The 16,936-nt window shown below is 63.4% G+C and carries 13 protein-coding genes; 7 read left to right on the top strand and 6 right to left on the bottom strand.

Annotated elements, in window-relative coordinates; genetic code table 11:
• Nucleotides 1-762, top strand: a complete 762-nt coding sequence (gene arsH / locus JNB89_RS17525) for an arsenical resistance protein ArsH (RefSeq protein WP_220363121.1) — start codon at nucleotides 1-3, stop codon at nucleotides 760-762.
• Nucleotides 763-960: 198 nt separating this feature from the next.
• On the opposite strand, the gene JNB89_RS17530 is transcribed toward arsH, so the two are convergent.
• A complete protein-coding gene (locus JNB89_RS17530) occupies nucleotides 961-1,314 on the bottom strand; it encodes a BON domain-containing protein (RefSeq protein WP_013338160.1) in 354 nt (117 codons plus the stop codon).
• Nucleotides 1,315-1,831: 517 nt separating this feature from the next.
• Here JNB89_RS17530 and JNB89_RS17535 point away from each other — a divergent pair.
• The 3 genes from JNB89_RS17535 to JNB89_RS17545 all read left to right on the top strand — a co-directional run bounded on the left by JNB89_RS17535 (nucleotide 1,832) and on the right by JNB89_RS17545 (nucleotide 5,361).
• Nucleotides 1,832-3,445 (top strand): TAXI family TRAP transporter solute-binding subunit, encoded by a 1,614-nt coding sequence (locus JNB89_RS17535; RefSeq protein ID WP_220363122.1) that lies wholly within the window; start codon nucleotides 1,832-1,834, stop codon nucleotides 3,443-3,445.
• A gap of 100 nt (nucleotides 3,446-3,545) precedes the next feature.
• Complete coding sequence (locus JNB89_RS17540; RefSeq protein WP_013338158.1) at nucleotides 3,546-4,190, top strand: 2-hydroxychromene-2-carboxylate isomerase; 645 nt, start codon at nucleotides 3,546-3,548, stop codon at nucleotides 4,188-4,190.
• A gap of 217 nt (nucleotides 4,191-4,407) precedes the next feature.
• Nucleotides 4,408-5,361, top strand: a complete 954-nt coding sequence (locus JNB89_RS17545; RefSeq protein WP_220363123.1) for a LysR substrate-binding domain-containing protein — start codon at nucleotides 4,408-4,410, stop codon at nucleotides 5,359-5,361.
• A 98-nt stretch (nucleotides 5,362-5,459) separates the two neighbouring features.
• Here the strand turns inward: JNB89_RS17545 and xdhC are convergent, their stop codons facing one another.
• From xdhC to xdhA, 3 genes are read right to left on the bottom strand one after another with little or no spacing between them, the layout of a single operon-like run.
• Nucleotides 5,460-6,044, bottom strand: coding sequence for a xanthine dehydrogenase accessory protein XdhC (gene xdhC / locus JNB89_RS17550; RefSeq protein WP_220363124.1), 585 nt, complete (start codon nucleotides 6,042-6,044; stop codon nucleotides 5,460-5,462).
• A 14-nt stretch (nucleotides 6,045-6,058) separates the two neighbouring features.
• The gene (gene xdhB / locus JNB89_RS17555) at nucleotides 6,059-8,425 is read right to left on the bottom strand and encodes a xanthine dehydrogenase molybdopterin binding subunit (RefSeq protein WP_220363125.1); all 2,367 of its coding nucleotides are present in this window, start codon (nucleotides 8,423-8,425) and stop codon (nucleotides 6,059-6,061) included.
• A gap of 36 nt (nucleotides 8,426-8,461) precedes the next feature.
• Nucleotides 8,462-10,015 carry a xanthine dehydrogenase small subunit gene (gene xdhA / locus JNB89_RS17560; RefSeq protein ID WP_220363126.1) on the bottom strand — a complete coding sequence of 518 codons (1,554 nt, stop codon included), beginning with the start codon at nucleotides 10,013-10,015 and terminating at the stop codon, nucleotides 8,462-8,464.
• 394 nt (nucleotides 10,016-10,409) lie between these two features.
• Between xdhA and JNB89_RS17565 the strand changes: the two genes are divergently transcribed.
• Nucleotides 10,410-11,621, top strand: a complete 1,212-nt coding sequence (locus JNB89_RS17565) for an MFS transporter (RefSeq protein WP_013338153.1) — start codon at nucleotides 10,410-10,412, stop codon at nucleotides 11,619-11,621.
• A 68-nt stretch (nucleotides 11,622-11,689) separates the two neighbouring features.
• On the opposite strand, the gene tssJ is transcribed toward JNB89_RS17565, so the two are convergent.
• On the bottom strand, nucleotides 11,690-12,301 hold the full coding sequence (gene tssJ, locus JNB89_RS17570; RefSeq protein ID WP_135894265.1) for a type VI secretion system lipoprotein TssJ: 612 nt from the start codon (nucleotides 12,299-12,301) through the stop codon (nucleotides 11,690-11,692).
• A 149-nt stretch (nucleotides 12,302-12,450) separates the two neighbouring features.
• Nucleotides 12,451-14,052 carry a type VI secretion system protein TssA gene (gene tssA, locus JNB89_RS17575; RefSeq protein ID WP_220363127.1) on the bottom strand — a complete coding sequence of 534 codons (1,602 nt, stop codon included), beginning with the start codon at nucleotides 14,050-14,052 and terminating at the stop codon, nucleotides 12,451-12,453.
• A gap of 707 nt (nucleotides 14,053-14,759) precedes the next feature.
• On the opposite strand from tssA, the gene tssB reads away from it, so the two are divergent.
• Entirely contained in the window at nucleotides 14,760-15,269 is a 510-nt protein-coding gene (gene tssB / locus JNB89_RS17580) for a type VI secretion system contractile sheath small subunit (RefSeq protein ID WP_013338149.1), read from the top strand.
• Between the two features lie 26 nt (nucleotides 15,270-15,295).
• On the top strand, nucleotides 15,296-16,849 hold the full coding sequence (tssC, locus tag JNB89_RS17585) for a type VI secretion system contractile sheath large subunit (protein WP_220363128.1): 1,554 nt from the start codon (nucleotides 15,296-15,298) through the stop codon (nucleotides 16,847-16,849).
• Nucleotides 16,850-16,936: the final 87 nt, after the last annotated feature.

A 16,936-nucleotide genomic window follows, 5' to 3' on the forward strand; every position in this document is an offset into this window, starting at 1 on the left:
ATGCAGATGGATCTACCCAACGTCAGCGCACTTCATCTGGACACACCGGATCTCGCGAAGCTCGAGCCACGCGCGCACTCGCAACACCCTCCACGCATTCTTCTGTACGGCTCGCTCAGGCCGACCTCGTACAGCAGATTGCTTACCCTCGAAGCCGAACGGATACTGCGGCAACTCGGTGCAGAAACGAGGGTATTCGACCCGCACGGCCTGCCGCTTGCCGACAGTGTTTCGCCCGAGCATCCCAAGGTAGCGGAACTGCGCGCGCTGTCGTTATGGTCCGAGGGACAGGTGTGGTGCAGCCCGGAACGTCATGGCGCGCTCACGGGGGTTTTCAAGAATCAGATCGACTGGCTGCCGCTTGATTCCGGCAGCATCCGTCCCACGCAAGGCCGCACGCTTGCGGTCATGCAAGTCTCCGGCGGCTCGCAGTCGTTCAACGCAGTCAACGCGCTGCGCATACTGGGCCGCTGGATGCGCATGGTGACGATTCCCAACCAGAGTTCGGTCGCCAAGGCATTTCAGGAATTCGACGAGAACGGGCGGATGAAGCCGTCGTCGTACTACGATCGGGTCGTCGACGTCATGGAAGAGCTTTACAAGTTCACGCTGCTGATCCGCGATCGTTCGGACTACCTGACCGACAGGTACAGCGAGCGCAAGGAACGCATGCCGGCAAACGTGAAATCGCTCGCCGACGCGGCGATGAGCCATGAGCGTGGCGCACAGCTTGCCGACACGGACGAGAGTGAGGTGGAGTAGCCCGGTGGGCGATTGGCACGGGTCAGCCCCGGTCAGCCGACGTTTCGCCGCCCGTACTGACCGATGGCCGGCCCGTGGCCGACCGGCTGAAACGGCGCATTGCGGTTAGAGCCGCCTCGAGCGCTGACATCCAGACCGCGTGCATGCTCAGATCAATGCGCCGTCGCAGCGGGCTTGCCGAAAGCCCGCATGCCGTGCTTACTGCTGCATCACCGTCAGCTTGTTGGACACCGAGGTCACGCCCGCGACGCCCTTGGCTGCTTCGCCGGCCGCGTCAATCTGGCCCTGGTCGGGCACCGAGCCCGTCAGCGTCACGGCGCCGCCGCGTGCACGCACGGCGATGTTCGACACGTCGAGGCCTTGCACCTTCGAAATGGCGGCGCGCACCTTGCGGCCGAGCTGGCTATTGGCCTTCTTGCTCGCCTTCGCGGTCGCGGCGGGGGCGGCTGTCGTGCCCGTTGCCGTTGCATCGCTTGCCTGAGCGTAGACATTGCATGCCACCACCATTGCCACCACCGAGCCCAGCGTCTTCAGAAAACCGACCGATTTCATGTTTCTTCTCTCCTTAGCTTCATATTGGACCGCTTGAATAAGCGGCTTCGTTACGACTACCTGCGGCCATGTCCAAACGCCGGGCGCGACAAGGCGCGCGGCGCGGCAATGGCCGGCTGTGGCTGCGACACGAGGTGCGAGAGGCTAAGAGAGGCCGGCTGCCATGTGCCGCATGCGATGACGAGAACGTGCATGCAATGCGGTACGGAAACCGGCAGGCCGCGAAATCCGCCGACGCGCCCGGTTCTTGTCTGTCGTGCCGGGTCGCGCCGCGCGAAAGCTGTGTTCGCGGCGGCGATGCACAATTTAATCTAGCCGGGCCAGAAGCGCAAAGGGTTTACTCATCGCGCACCCAAACGGGCGTTGATCTCTCGCGTGCGTCGTCACTTTTTGTTACGGCTTTCTCGGCGCCCCTGCCGGCCCTGCATTCCGTCGCCGCGGCAATCTCAGGTACCATCGGCGCCACGCACAGAGCCGCCCTTCAAGTTCACCTTCGACCGTAGCCGTCCGTCATCCGATGAAGCCAGCCGCCGGCCGCAAACCTGCAACGCGCCCTACCCGCCTCGTCGCCCGTTTCGTCGCGATCTCGTGGCGCGATCTCGCGGTCTCGTTCGGACCGATCTTGCTGATCGCCGTGGCCGCGATCTGGGTCGCCGTGCGCCTGATCCAGCCCGCGCCGCCGAGCACGCTGACCATCAGCGCCGGTCCGCAGGGCAGCACCTTCTGGAATGCCGCGCAAAAGTACAAGGAGATTCTGGCGCGCAACCGCATCACGCTGAACGTGCTGCCTTCGGAAGGCTCCTTGCAGAATCTGCAGCGGCTGTCGGACCCGAATTCGAACGTGGACGTTGCGTTCGTGCAGGACGGCATCGCGCCCGGCGCGGCCAGCAATGGGTTGATGTCGCTTGGCAGCGTGTCGTACGTGCCGCTCGCGATCTTCTATCATGGCCCCACGGTCACGCGGCTGTCCGAATTCAAGGGCCAGCGGCTCGCGGTGGGGGCCGAGGGCAGCGGCACGCGCCAACTCGCGCTCGCGCTGCTCAAGGCGAACGGCATCGAGCCCGGCGGTGCAACCCGTCTGCTGCCGCTCTCGGGCGACGACGCGGCGCAGGCGCTCGTCTCCGGCAAGGTGGACGCGGCGTTTCTTGCCGGCGATTCGGCGCAGCCCGCGGTCATGGGCAAGCTTTACCGCACGCCGAACGTGCAGTTCTACGATTTCACGCAGGCCGACGCGTACACGCGGCGCTTTCCGTATCTGACACAACTCGAACTGCCGATGGGCGCGTTCGACCTCGGCAACAATCTGCCGTCCATGCCGATTCATATGGTCGCGCCGACCGCCGAACTGGTGGCGCGCAATTCGCTGCATCCCGCGCTGTCGGACTTGCTGATCGAAGCCGCGCGCGAGGTGCACGGCAAGGCCAACATCATGCAGCGCGCCGGCGAATTTCCCGCACCGCTCGCTCACGATTTTCCGATCAGCGACGACGCCGCGCGCTACTACAAGTCGGGCAAGAGCTTCCTGTACCGGCTGTTGCCGTTCTGGCTCGCGAGCCTTGCCGACCGCTTGCTGGTGGTGGTCGTGCCGCTCGTAGTGCTGCTGATTCCCGCGTTGCGCCTCGTGCCGTCGCTCTACGCGTGGCGTGTGAAGTCGCGCATCTATCGCTGGTATGGCGCGCTGATCGCCATCGAGCGCAGCGCGCTCAGCGACCACTCGGCGGCCGAGCGCGCCTCGTTGCGGCAACGGCTGGATGCCATCGAGGATTCGGTCAATGGTCTGAAGATGCCGCTCGCCTATGCGGACCAGTTCTATGTGCTGCGCGAGCATATCGGCTTTGTACGGGCGAGGCTCACGCAAAGCCGCGATACGAGGCGCGATGGCTGGCGCGATATGTCCGGCGACGATGCGGACGAAGACGCCGCCGCAGCTGGTGCCGGTGCCGGTGCCGCTGTCAGCGCCGCTGGAGATACAGACGAAGCCCGGCCAGCGGTGCGCGCCGACCACGTCGGCGAGCGCAACGGAACACCGCCCGCCGGGCCGAACGAAGCCGCCGAGATTGGCGAAGTTGGCGAAACTCGCGACGAACCGCGCGACGAAGCACCGGTGCAACGGCGCCGCCCGTCAGATTGACGGTGCAAGGCGGAGCCGCACCGCGTAAGATCATTACAATTCCGACGTTCGAACAGATTCATCCGCCAATCCCGTCGGGCAGGCAATCCGGGAGACATATATGACCGTTGGCATCGACGCCGCGCAGCCGCTGTGGTTTTACGATTTCGTCTCGCCGTTCACGTATCTGCTACTCGAGCAACACGACAAATGGCCGGGCTTCGACTTCGTCTTCACGCCGGTAGTGCTGAACGACCTGTATCGCCATTGGGGACAGCGGCCGGCCTACAGCGTGCCGGCCAAGCGCACGTTCATGTACCGGCACGCCCTCTTTCGCGCTGAGCAGTTGGGCATTCCGTACAAGATGCCGCCCGCCCATCCATTCGACTCGATGAAGCCGCTGCTGCTCGCCACCGCCGCTCAGGCCGACGTGGTCTGCGTGCGCGAGATCTTCCGCTTCATCTGGCGCGAGGGCCGCGATCCGTCGAGCGACGAGGCGTTCGCCGAACTCTGCGAGCGCGTGGGCATGCCAGACGGGCCCGAGCTCATTAAAAGCGAGGAAGTAAAGGCACAACTGCAGCGCAATACGGCCGACGCAATCGGGCTCGGCGTCTATGGCGTGCCGACCTTCCGTCTGAACGACCAGTTGTTCTGGGGCGAGGATGCGTTGCCGATGGTGCTTTATTGCGCGCGTACGCCGAACTGGCTGGAATCGAGCGAGGTCAGGCGGATTAGTGCGCTGCCCCGGGGCGTCGCGGACATTTGAACAGCGAGCGCGGCGGCGGTCGGCGGCACACTACACGCCCGGACATGGCTGATGCCGGTCATACCGCGCGCGCTATGGCGGCCGTGGTGCAAACGGGCCTAAGGTTATAACCTTTGCGCCATGCATGGTTCGCGCGTTGTTGCAGCGCCCGCGCGCACCTCCGCACAGGCGTTCGCGCTTTGCGACAGCAGCCCGGCGCTTCGCTTCCTTCCTGACCATGGACGACACCGCCGCCTCCCTCGATATCTGGCTCGTGCGCGTGCTGCGCACGCTGCTGGTCGAGCGCAGCGTCACGCAGACCGCGCTGCGGCTCAATCAGACCCAGCCCGCTATCAGCACCGCGCTGCGCAAGCTGCGCGAGACGCTGAACGATCCGATCCTCGTGCGCGGCAAGTCGGGCATGGTGCCGACCGAATATGGCGAGTCGCTGCTGGCCTCCGCGCAACGCGTGCTGCGCGAGGTGGACTTCGTGGCGACGCCCCACGGCGACTTCGATCCGGGCCGTTCGCGCCGCACGTTTCGCGTGGCGGCGCCCGATTATCTGAATGACTTCTTCATGCCGACCGTGATCGCGCAGTTTCGCGAGGCGGCGCCGCACGCCCGGCTCGAAATCGATTCGCTGAGCCCCATGCTGGACCATAGCGCTGCGCTTGACGCGGGCGAGCTCGATCTCGTGATCGGCAACTGGCCGAAGCCCGATGCACGTTTCGAGCGCAGCGATCTTTTCTCGGACACCGTGGTGTGCATGATGCGTGCAAATCATCCGCTTGCGCATGCGCCGCTCACGCGCGAGGCCTATCTCGCGGCGCCGCACCTCGCGCCGACTCCTTATAGCGGTGGACGCGGCGGCGCAATCGACATCGGCTTTGCGCGTGCCAAAGCGCAACGACGCATCGTCGCCACGCTGCCCTACTTCGGGCTCGTGCCGCAGACGCTGTTGCAATCGGATCTGATCTTCACGACGACGCGCCGCTTCGCAATGCATTACGCGAGCATTCTGCCGCTCGCAGTCGTCGAGGCACCCATTCCGTTTCCGCGTATCAAGTGCTATCAGATGTGGCATCCGCAGCCGGATCGCCCGAGCGATCTGGGCTGGCTGCGCGCGTTGATGTTCCAGGTGTCGGACGGCCTGATCGCGCAGAAGGCGCCGCGCGCGAAGCGGGTACGCTGAGCGAAGCGCTTGAAGCACGCGAAGCACGCGAAGCACGCGAAGCGCGTGAAGTATCGGGCGGACGGGCGGGAGGCTGCTCACGCGCCCTCCCCTTTCTGTTACACGCTGATGGCAGGCCGTTGCCGCTCCTGTTGCAAAGCCGCAACCCGTGACGAGATTTCACGCTGCTCGCGAACCTGCAGCAACTCCGCGCACACCGCCACGGCAATCGCAGCCGGCGCCTTATCGACGATGCCCGCGATGCCGATCGGACACGTCATCTGCTCGAGCCGCTCAGGCTCGATGCCGCGCTCGAGCAAACGCCGCTCGAACTTCACGCGCTTCGTCTTCGAACCGATCATGCCGAAGTAGGTGAAGTCGCGTCGTCGCATGATGCGCAGCGCGAGCGAAAAATCGAGCGCATGGTTATGCGTCATCACCAGAAACCAGGCGCCAGGCGGCGCCGAGTCGACGATCGCCTCGGGCGTGTCGGTGGCTTCCACTTGCACGTTCGCGGGCGTTTCGTCGGGGAAAAGTTCGTCGCGCTCGTCGACCCATTGAACCACGCACGGCAGCGTGCCGAGCAACGCTATCAGCGCGTGCCCCACATGACCCGCGCCAAACAGGACGATATGCAGCGGCGCCGGGCGTGGCGCGTGCACCGCGCTGCGGCGGCCGGTGCTCGTTGGGTAGCGGTCTTCCATCGCGTTCGTCCTCGTTATTGCTGCGCAGCGCTCGCCGCGGCGCGCACCGCGCCGACGGCCTTGAGAATTTCCTCGCTGGTGGCCGGCGCGTTCAGTGGCGGATTCAGCTTGTGAGCGCCAACTGCGGAAATCGCATCGCGAATGGCAAAGAACACCGAGAACGGCAGCAGCAACGGCGGCTCGCCCGTCGCCTTCGAGCGGTGAATGCTGTCCTCCGTGTTGCGGTTCTCGAAGAGGCGCACGTTGAATTCGGGCGGCGTGTCGTTGACAGTTGGGATCTTGTACGTAGACGGCGCGTGCGTCATCAGCTTGCCGCCTGCGTTCCACCACAGCTCTTCGGTGGTCAGCCAGCCCATGCCCTGAATGAACGCGCCTTCCACCTGGCCGACGTCGAGCGCCGGGTTCAGCGACGCGCCCACGTCGTGCAACGCGTCCGCGCGCAGCACGCGCATCTCGCCGGTCAGCGTGTCGATTACCACTTCGGACACCGCCGCGCCATACGAGTAGTAATAGAACGGCCGGCCTTGCAGCTTCGCCTGATCCCAATAGAGCTTGGGCGTCGCGTAAAAACCGTCGGACCACAGCTGGATGCGCGCGAGGTACGCCTTCGCTACCACTTCTTCGAACGGCACCACGGCGTCGCCCACGATCACGCGGTCATGTGCAAAACGCACTTGCGCTGCGGCGACCACGCCCGCGCCGAAGCGCTCGGCGGCGAACGCGGCGAGACGCTCGCGCAACTGACGCGCGGCGTCCTGCGCGGCCTTGCCGTTCAGGTCGGAGCCGGTCGACGCCGCCGTCGCCGAGGTATTCGCGACCTTGCTCGTGTCGGTCGCGCTCACACGAATGCGCTCAAAGCCGACGCCCAGTTCATGCGCGACGACCTGCGCGACCTTCGTATTCAAGCCCTGGCCCATTTCGGTGCCGCCGTGGTTCACGAGCACCGAACCATCGGTATAGATGTGAACGAGAGCGCCGGCCTGGTTGAAATGAGTGACGTTAAACGCAATGCCGAACTTGACCGGCGTGAGCGCCAGCCCTTTTTTCAGCACCTCGTTGTTCGCGTTGAACTCGTTGATGGCGGCGCGCCGTGCGCGATACTGACTCGTCGCTTCCAGTTCGTCGATCAGTTCGTAAATCACGTTGTCTTCGACCGTCTGACCATACGGCGTCTGATTGCGCTCGGTCTTGCCGTACAGGTTGCGGCGCCGCACGTCGAGCGCGTCTTCGCCGAGGGAACGCGCCACGTTGTCCATGATGTACTCGATGGCAAACGCGCCCTGCGGACCGCCGAAGCCACGAAACGCGGTATTCGACTGCGTGTTGGTTTTGCCGCAAAAGCCGCCGATGCTGACGTCCGAAAGCCAGTACGCGTTGTCGAAGTGACACAGCGCGCGCGTCATCACCGGGCCCGACAGGTCCGCCGAAAAGCCGCAGCGCGAAGTCATGTCGACCGCGACGCCTTCGATCACGCCCTTGTCGTCGTAGCCGACTTCATAGGTGTAGTGGAAATCGTGGCGCTTGCCGGTGATCATCATGTCGTCGTCGCGATCGGGGCGCACTTTGACGGGGCACTGCAGCTTCCACGCGGCGAGCGCCGCGCAGCATGCGAAGAGGCCCGACTGCGATTCCTTGCCGCCGAAGCCACCGCCCATGCGCCGGCATTCTATTAATACGTTATGCGAAGCAATGCCCAAGGCGTGCGCGACGAGATGCTGCATTTCCGTGGGATGCTGCGTCGAGCAGTAGACGTGCATGCCCTCGTCGTCCTTGGGCACCGCGTAGGAGATCTGCCCTTCCAGATAGAACTGCTCCTGACCGCCGAGCAACATTTCGCCGGCCTCGCGGTGCGCCGCGCGCGCGATCTTCGTGCCGGCCTCGCCGCGCGCGAGTTTCATCGGCGGCAGCACCGACTGGTTGGCGGCGCGCGCCTGCTGCGCGGTCAGAATCGCGGGCAGTTCCTCGTAGACGATCTCGGCGCGCCGTGCCGCAAGGCGCGCGGCTTCATGCGAGTTCGCGACCACGATGAACACCGGCTGCCCCACGTATTGCACGAGACCGTCCGCGAGAATCGGGTCGTCGCCGTGGACGATCGGCGCCACGTCATTGGCGCCCGGAATGTCGCGTGCGGTGAAGACCGCGACCACGCCGGGCGTCGCGCGCACTTGCTCGAACGACATCGACACGATTCTCGCATGCGCTTTCGACGACAGGCCGAGCGCCGCGTGCAGGGTGCCGGCCACAGTAGGAATGTCGTCCGTATAAGTGGCGCGGCCGCTCACGTGCAGATGTGCCGATTCATGCGGACGCGACACGTGCACCTGGGTGAAGTCGTCGAGCGCCTGAGCGTCTTTCAGGAAAGGTTCGGCATGCTGATTCATTGTTGTGTTCTCCGTGTTTCTGCTGGATCGCGCGCGTCAGGCGCCGGCCGCGGCGTTGGCCTCGCACTGTGCGTCGGCTGGCGCGCAGGCTGCCGCGACCGCGCGCACGTCCAGCGCGCTCCTCGGCAGCGGATTGTGCGGGCGCGTTTCGAGCCAGAAGCGATACAAGGTGTTCTTCGCGGCTTCCAGACGATAGTTGCTGGTCGCGCGCATGTCGGAGAGCGGCGTGTAGTCGTTAGCGAGCGCGAGCATTGCGGCCTGTACGGTGGCTTCGTGCCATTGCGCGTCGCGCAGCACGGCTTCCGCCTGGGTCGCGCGCTTCGCCGTGGCGGCCATGCCGCCGAACGCGATGCGCGGCTCGCGAATCAGCGTGCCGTCGGCGATGAACGAAAAGGCCGCGCACACGGCGGAGATGTCGGAGTCGAAGCGCTTCGAGAGCTTGTAGGTGCGAAATCGCAACTGCTCGCGGGCGCCGGTGCGAGCCGGCACCTTCACGCCGACCACGAACTCGTGTTCCGCCATGTCCTTCTTCTGATAGGCGAGGTACAGGTCTTCAAGCGGCATCTCGCGCTCGCTCGCGCCGCCGCGCACGATCACACGCGCACCGAGTGCGATGAGGCCCGGCATGGAGTCGCCGATAGGCGAGCCGTTAGCGATGTTGCCGCCGAGCGTGCCCGCGTTGCGAATCGGCAGCGAGGCGAAGCGCTGCCACATCTCGGTGACTTCGGGGTACTGCTTCGCGATCTCCGCGTAAGCCGTCTCCACAGTCACGCCCGCGCCGATTTCGATCCAGTCGCCGCGCGTTTCGAGTTTCTGCAATTCAGCGATCTGCCCTACGTAGACCACGTTGCCTAGCTCGCGCATCTGCTTGGTCACCCACAAGCCGATGTCCGTGCTGCCCGCGAGAATGCGCGCGGCCGGTTCGGCCTGCTTGATCTGCGCGAGTGCTTCGACGGTGCGCGGCGCGTCGAAGCGCTGACCGCCGTGTTCATAGTGAAACGTATGATCGCGTTGCAGCGTGGCAAGCGCGGCCCCGAGTGCTTCCACGTTCAGCGGCGCTTTTGGCGCGGGCGCTTCGAACATGCGCACGGCCGCATCCACGATCGGACGATAGCCGGTGCAGCGGCACAGGTTGCCGGTGAGCGCGTTGCTGATCGCTTCGCGCGACGGCACCGTCCGGTTCGCGCAGTTCTGCTCGTGGCCGTGCTTTTCGTACAGGGACCACATCGACATGACGAAGCCGGGCGTGCAGAAACCGCATTGGGAGCCGTGGCATTCGACCAGCGCCTGCTGTACCGGGTGCAGCGAGCCGTCGGGCTGGCGCAGGTCTTCGACAGTAAAGAGCGCCCTGCCGTCGAGCGTCGGCATGAACTGGATGCACGCGTTGACCGCCTTGAAGTCCACGCCGCCCGCTTCGTTGCGCTCGCCGATTACCACAGTGCAGGCGCCGCAATCGCCCTCTGCGCAGCCTTCCTTGGTGCCGGTGCAACGCGCGTCCTCGCGCAGATACTGCAGAACCGTGCGGGTGACGGGCGCGCCCTTGATCTCGCGAATCTCGTTGCGGTGATAAAAGCGAATCGGCTCAGTCATGTGTGGGGCTCTCGATGTTCTCGAATCTCGGATGCGGCGGCCAGAACCGCGCGGATGGTTCAAAAACTATCATCGTCAATAAATAGAACCCATAGCCCGAGTCGCATGCGGGACATATTCACAAAGCGATATTGAGACAGGTTCTGTGCGTCTTTCGCTTATGTTGAAGTGGCTGATTCCAGGTGTTATGACCAAAGTTGGCGCGTTCAGGCCAACGTTAAAACTGTTTGGAGCGGATTTGGCTGGCCGTTCGGGCAGATTTTGGCGCCCCGACTACGTTTTTGAAGCCTTCGCGCGCGGCCTTTCATCCCAGAATTATTAAGCGAGCGCTGCAAGAGACTCGGTTCCATGGGAAAATCACGCCTTCCCGCAGTTTTCAAGTCTCGTTTTCCCCATGTCCACCGACTCAGCGCCACCTCGCAGCGAATTTGCGACGACCATGCAGATCATTCCGGTCGTCTTTTTCACGTTTCTTTGCTACCTGACGATCGGCATTCCGCTTGCCGTGCTGCCGGGTTACGTCCACGACGACCTGGGGTTTAGCGCGGTGCTCGCGGGTGCGGCGATCAGCGTCCAGTACCTGGCGACGCTGGCCTCGCGGCCGCTCGCCGGCCGTTCCGCGGATACGCTCGGGCCGAAGCGCACGGTATCCATCGGCCTGCTCGGCTGCGGCGCGAGCGGCGTGCTGTTGCTGCTGGCGGTCCTGTGCGGACGCTGGCCGGCGGCGAGCCTTGCGCTGCTGGTCTGCAGCCGGCTGGTGCTGGGATTCGGCGAAAGCCTGTGCGGCACGGGCGCGATTCTGTGGGGAATCGGCCGTGTGGGCACCAGCAATAACGCACGCGTGATTTCCTGGAACGGCATCGCCACGTACGGCGCGCTGGCGGTGGGCGCGCCGCTTGGCGTGGCAATCGAGCGGACCGTGGGCTTTGCCGCGCTCGGCATTCTGGTGATGCTGCTGGCAGCCCTCGGCTTCTACCTTGCGCGCACGATTGCGCCGGTGCCCGTCGTGCACGGAGAGCGGATGTCGTACCGAAGCGTCTTCACGCGTGTGCTGCCGCACGGCATAGGCCTCGCGCTCGGCTCTGCCGGTTTTGGTTCGATCGCGACCTTCATCACGCTGTTCTATGCGGCGAAGCAGTGGCCGAACGCGGCGCTCTCGCTGACGGTGTTCGGCACGCTGTTCATCGGCGCGCGGCTGCTGTTTGCCAACACCATCAAGACTTACGGCGGGTTCCGCGTGGCGATTGCTTCGTTTTCCTTCGAATGCGTTGGCTTGCTGATGCTGTGGCTGGCGCCTGAACCGCACGTGGCATTGGCAGGCGCGGCGTTGACGGGATTCGGCTTTGCGCTGGTGTTTCCAGCGCTGGGTGTGGAGGCCGTGGGCCTCGTGCCGCCGGCCAGCCGGGGCGCCGCGTTGTCCGCGTATTCGGTGTTTCTCGACTTGTCGTTGGGCATTACCGGACCGTTGGCAGGCTACATTGCCGGCGAGTTCGGCTATGGGTCCGTGTTTCTGTTCGCGGCTATCGCTGCTGCGGCGGCTGTCGGGCTGTCCTGTTTTCTTTATCTTCGCGATGCGAAGGTGGGGAAGATGCCTGCGGCGCTTTGAGCACGGGCGCAGGCCCGGCGGTGTTGGCGGGCGGCGCTTTCTGACGCATTTCTTCTGGCCAGCAAGAACTAGCCAGCCGGGCTTGCGTGACCGGTCGACGCAGGCGGCTTCGGCTGGGGCGGATTCGGCAGGCTCTGTTGCGGTGCGTTGCGCCGGATGGTGTCCTCGGTCGCGCCCACCAGATTGAGTGTGTTTTCGCGTGCCTCGATCTTCACCGGGTCCGTCTTCTTCCACTGCTTCTTCGGAATGACGAGCTTCCATGTCGCGTCGCTGCCCGCATTGCGGAAAAAGGCAACGACGCCGACATATTGCGCGTCGCCGTTCATCGGCTCGCTGATGCTCGCGCTGGCGTCCGGGCGCAGCACGACGTCTTTGGTTGCCAGCAGGTCGGCTTTGAGCGCCTCCCGGTCGTTCGTTTGCAACTGCTGGTAGTCGAGCTGCTGGAAGGTCTGCGGCGTCTTCAACTGATAAATCCGTATCACCGTCGACAACGATTGTCCGTCGCCACTTGCGTTCAACGACGAGCGGCTCGTGAGGTCGATGTTCATCGTTTTCACCTGCGTCGTGAATGCCCATTTCGCTGCGTCCACCGTGCTGTCCTTGACCGTCTGCCCGACTCCGCACCCGCCGAGGGCGAGCATGGTCAGGACGATTGCTCCGGTTCGAAGCTGCTGCATCATCGTTTGGTCCTTTTTGTGTTGCATGAATCAGGTTGCCTGGTAGTGGACGGGGGCGCGGGAGTGATTTGACGGGCGGCGTGTGGTGGGCTGCCGCCGGTCCATTGGCCGAGTTGCGGGGCTATGTCGATAACGCGGCACCCGCCATCGGCTTAAGCCAGCGTGACGGCTCGCGCCGGATCGATCGCGGTCAGCTCGCCCGTCAGCAGTTCGATGCGCGCGCTCAACGCCGGCTTGTCTGCGTCCTTGCGGTTCACTCTCACTTTCAGCAAACGCAGCAGATGATGCTTGGCTTCAAACGCGAGAGACGGCTCCCACGCGCCAAGCTCGAAACGCTGTGCGCTGCGCTCGAGCGTCGACAGCAGATGCAGCGCCGTGTCCGCACGGTCGGCGCGCTCGGCCACCCGAGCCATTACCAGTTGGCGCAGGAAGCGTTCGCGTTCGCCGTGGTCTCCGCTCTGGGCGGGCAAGCCTTGCAGCCAGGCAAACGCCGCCTCGAGTCCCTGCTGGGCGGCAAGATCTGACGCGTGCGCCTCGGTTTCCGTCCAATCCGTGTGTGCCGACGAAGAGCTCACAGGCGCGACTGCCTCGCCACGCTCGACATCACGCACCGTCGCGTAGCGCGCGATCCATTCGAGCGTCGCGTCGTCGGCAAACGGCGAACCATCGGAAAACAACAGTTGATCGAGTCCAGGCAGGCGCTCGAGCATCAGCGCGCAGTCGGTGGCGACCAGGTCGCGAACCTGCGCATATTCGCCGCCCGCCTGCTCCTGCGCGCTGAACGCGTAATACTGAAGATCCAGCCAGAAGTGGTTGGCGCCTTCGGCAAACGCCGCTTCCACTCGATCCAGTAGTTCGGGCCATTGTTTTTGCAAAAGCAGCCGTTTGAGATGCGAGCGCAATTCGGCGCGCGGCGCAACGAGCCGAGTCTTGCCGCTCGCCTCGTGCGGCGGCACTTCCGTGAGCGTGTCCCAGCGCACGCAGCGCATCAGCCGGTAAGCCGCCAGATACCCGTGCGGCTGGTCGCGCAGAAACTGCGCCATTTGGCGCGCGCGGTCGAGCAGTTCGCGGGTCGAAGCGACTTCGGTCGCAGCGGCCAGCGTCGCCGCCGCGAGGGTCGCGGATGACGGCGTTGCGCTTGAGGGAATATCATTGCCGACGCTTGGCGCAGGCTGCGGCGTTTCCACGCGACTTTCGAAGCGGCGAAACAGTGCATCCAGTTCCGGACGCGCGGCTTCCGGCCATTGCGCGGTGCGCTCGACAATCAACGCGAGCGCCGAGAGCGTGCGTTCCAGCAGCGAATCCGACAGACCCTGCACACGCTCCAGCCGGTCCGCGAAGGTGCTGCCCGCGAGCCACTCCAGCGCGGCCTTGCGCGTCCCGGCGCGGGCAGGCAGTAGCGCTTCGCCAAAACGGTCGATGAGCGCCGACAGCAGTTCGAAGCCGCACGCCACGCCTTCAGCGCCATCGCGACGCATACGCCCATACACGTAATAGACCGCGAGACGTACATCTTTCGCGCTGTGCTTGAGCAGGCGCTCGGCTGTTTCGACGATCAGCGTGTCGTCGATATCGGAAAGTCGGGCGACTTCTTCCTTGATCGCGAGGAAGTCGTCGTCATAACCGGGGTCGGCCCCGGTGGGCGCGCTATCGCTGATGGGACGCAGCCAGTCGTCCCATTGACCCTGTGTCGAACGGGCAAGATCGGACGGCGTGCGCGCACCGAATAGCGCGCTCAGAAGGTTCGTTAGCATAGGCGTGAAAGAGGGGCTGCGCGACGACCGGCGTGCCGGTCGCAATGGACCTGCGATGGCGCAATGAAGGCCGGCTTACGAGGTCAGCCGTCGGTTGCCTGCTTCAGACAGTACGACTGGCGGCTGTGCGATAGAAGCGCAACTGCGCGCCGCCGATAGCTGCATTGGCACCTTGCCCAGGCCAGTGCCCAGGAGCGTGACACGCCGCCGCGGCTCTCCTGAAGCTTAACGTCGCATCGCGCCCCAGGTAATCGTCGCGCGAAAGCGAGCCGGGATGCGCAATCTCCACAATCCCGCGATACGGCTCGCCGATACGCTCGACAGCGCTGAACGATACGACAGAAATTTCGCAACCGTTGGCAGGCCCGGTTACGTCAAGAGAATATGACTGCCGCCCCGTTACGGCTCGCGGAATCGGTCCCGACCCGCCGACGTGTTTGTTCAAACCAGCCATCGTTCGCTACCCCCTTCGTATCGCGGCGCACTCACACTATCTGTACTGCTTATGATTACCACCAGGTGAGTTTTGGGGAGCAACGGTAACTCTTCCGACTTGTTCTGTGAATAGGATTACAGCCATTTTTTTCGTCTTGATCATTTTTTTCAAAAACGCAATTTCAAGACGAAATGCGTGTGGTACATATTCGCTATTCATGTTTGTTGTACTGATTGATGTATCGACACTCAAGATCCTAAGGACATAAAAAATGGCAAACAGCTTCCAGAACGAAGTACCGAAAGCAAGAATCAATATCAAGCTTGACTTGCATACTGGGGGCGCTCAGAAAAAGGTGGAGCTTCCGCTCAAGCTGCTGGTCATGGGCGACTACAGCAACGGCCAGGACACGCGCGCACTCGCGGAACGCGCCAGGATCGACATCAACAAGAACAACTTCAATTCGGTTCTTGCCGACTACAGCCCCAAGGCGAAGATCGCTGTCGAAAACACGCTGGCAGGCGACGGCTCGGAGCTGCCCGTGAGCCTCGAATTCAAGTCGATGGACGACTTCAGACCGGATGTCGTGGCAGGCAAGGTGCCGGAGTTGCGCGCGCTGATGGCTGCTCGCAACCTGCTGCGCGACCTCAAATCCAACCTGCTCGACAACGCAACGTTTCGTCGCGAGCTCGAGAAAATCCTCAAGGACCCGGCCCTGTCCGACCGCCTGCGCTCGGACCTGCAGCAAATCGGTGAATCCGCACCGGCTACGCAACAGTAATCGCCGCTTATCGAGGAATAACGAACATGGCAAAGAACGAAACGGCACTTCACGATTCGACTGCAACCACGACGGACACCGTAGTGCTGGACGCGCCCGGCAAGAGCGTCTACGAATCCCTCTGCGAAAAGATCAACCTGACGCCGGTTAAGCAAACGCGTCCGTTCGACTCGTTCCAGAATGCGGACTCGTTGTCGGAATCCTCGCTCGATGAGCGCGTCGCGCAGGCCATGAGCGTGTTCCTGAAGATGATCAACGAATCGTCGCAACAGGTAGATCGTCTCGACAAGAGTCTGCTGGACTTCCACATCGCGCATCTGGACCGGCAGATCAGCCGTCAGCTCGACGCGATCATGCACAACGAAACGTTCCAGCAGATCGAATCGGCATGGCGCGGCCTGAAGTTCCTGGTCGATCGCACCGATTTCCGCAAGAACGTTCGCATCGAAGTGCTGGACGTATCGAAGGAACAGTTGCGCCAGGACTTCGAGGACACGCCTGAAGTAATTCAGAGCGGCCTGTACCTGCACACCTACATTCAGGAATACGACACGCCGGGCGGCGAACCGATCGGCTCGATCATCTCGAACTACGAGTTCGACCGCAGCCCGCAGGACATCGCGCTGCTGCGCAATATCGCGAAGGTGTCGGCAGCGGCTCATATGCCGTTCATAGGCTCGGTGTCGCCGAAGTTCTTCGGCAAGGATTCAATGGAAGAAGTCGCAAGCATTCGCGACATCGGCAATTACTTCGACCGCGCCGAATATCTGAAGTGGAAGAGCTTCCGCGAATCGGACGACGCCCGCTACATCGGTCTCACGCTGCCGCGCTTCCTCGCGCGTTTGCCGTACGGCCCCGACACTACGCCGGTGCGCGCGTTCAACTACGAGGAAGCCGTCAAGGGCCCGGACCACACGCGCTATTTGTGGGCCAACGCGTCGTTCGCGTTTGCGGCCAACATGGTGAGAAGCTTCATCAAGAACGGCTGGTGCGTGCAGATTCGCGGTCCGCAGGCAGGCGGTCTGGTCGAAGACCTGCCGATCCACCTGTACGACCTTGGCACCGGCAACCAGGCCAAGATTCCAAGCGAAGTGCTGATTCCCGAAACGCGCGAGTTCGAGTTCTCCAATCTCGGTTTCATTCCGCTGTCGTACTACAAGAATCACGACTTCGCGTGCTTCTTCTCGGCACACTCGGCGCAAAAGCCGGCGGTGTACGACACCAAAGAAGCCACGGCGAACAGCCGCGTCAATGCCCGTCTGCCGTATATCTTCCTGCTCTCGCGAATCGCGCACTATCTGAAGCTGATTCAGCGCGAGAACATCGGCACGACGAAAGATCGTCGTTTGCTCGAGCTGGAACTGAACACGTGGGTCAAGTCCCTCGTCACTGAAATGACCGATCCGGGCGACGACTTGCAGGCATCGCACCCGCTGCGCGAAGCAAAGGTCATTGTCGAGGACATCGAGGACAACCCGGGCTTCTTCCGCGTCAAGCTTTTCATCGTGCCGCACTTCCAGATCGAAGGCATGGACATCAATCTCTCGCTGGTCTCGCAAATGCCAAAAGCAAAGAACTAGAGACTGACTGCAAGAGCTGGTTCGGTAGTTCCCGCGCGGCGCTCAAGAGGTGCCGCGCGGTGCGCATTCGTATGCGAAACCGTGTCC

Origin of the sequence: Paraburkholderia phenoliruptrix, assembly GCF_019511605.1 — a bacterium.
Lineage (GTDB): Bacteria > Pseudomonadota > Gammaproteobacteria > Burkholderiales > Burkholderiaceae > Paraburkholderia > Paraburkholderia phenoliruptrix_A.

Excerpts from the sequence above, each read along its gene's own strand:
- JNB89_RS17535 (WP_220363122.1), top strand. The coding sequence starts at position 1,832 with ATGAAGCCAGCCGCCGGCCGCAAACCTGCAACGCGCCCTACCCGCCTC.
- xdhC (WP_220363124.1), bottom strand. The coding sequence starts at position 6,044 with ATGGAAGACCGCTACCCAACGAGCACCGGCCGCCGCAGCGCGGTGCAC.
- xdhB (WP_220363125.1), bottom strand. The coding sequence starts at position 8,425 with ATGAATCAGCATGCCGAACCTTTCCTGAAAGACGCTCAGGCGCTCGAC.
- JNB89_RS17530 (WP_013338160.1), bottom strand. The coding sequence starts at position 1,314 with ATGAAATCGGTCGGTTTTCTGAAGACGCTGGGCTCGGTGGTGGCAATG.
- JNB89_RS17545 (WP_220363123.1), top strand. The coding sequence starts at position 4,408 with ATGGACGACACCGCCGCCTCCCTCGATATCTGGCTCGTGCGCGTGCTG.
- tssC (WP_220363128.1), top strand. The coding sequence starts at position 15,296 with ATGGCAAAGAACGAAACGGCACTTCACGATTCGACTGCAACCACGACG.
- xdhA (WP_220363126.1), bottom strand. The coding sequence starts at position 10,015 with ATGACTGAGCCGATTCGCTTTTATCACCGCAACGAGATTCGCGAGATC.
- JNB89_RS17540 (WP_013338158.1), top strand. The coding sequence starts at position 3,546 with ATGACCGTTGGCATCGACGCCGCGCAGCCGCTGTGGTTTTACGATTTC.
- arsH (WP_220363121.1), top strand. The coding sequence starts at position 1 with ATGCAGATGGATCTACCCAACGTCAGCGCACTTCATCTGGACACACCG.
- tssB (WP_013338149.1), top strand. The coding sequence starts at position 14,760 with ATGGCAAACAGCTTCCAGAACGAAGTACCGAAAGCAAGAATCAATATC.
- JNB89_RS17565 (WP_013338153.1), top strand. The coding sequence starts at position 10,410 with ATGTCCACCGACTCAGCGCCACCTCGCAGCGAATTTGCGACGACCATG.
- tssA (WP_220363127.1), bottom strand. The coding sequence starts at position 14,052 with ATGCTAACGAACCTTCTGAGCGCGCTATTCGGTGCGCGCACGCCGTCC.
- tssJ (WP_135894265.1), bottom strand. The coding sequence starts at position 12,301 with ATGATGCAGCAGCTTCGAACCGGAGCAATCGTCCTGACCATGCTCGCC.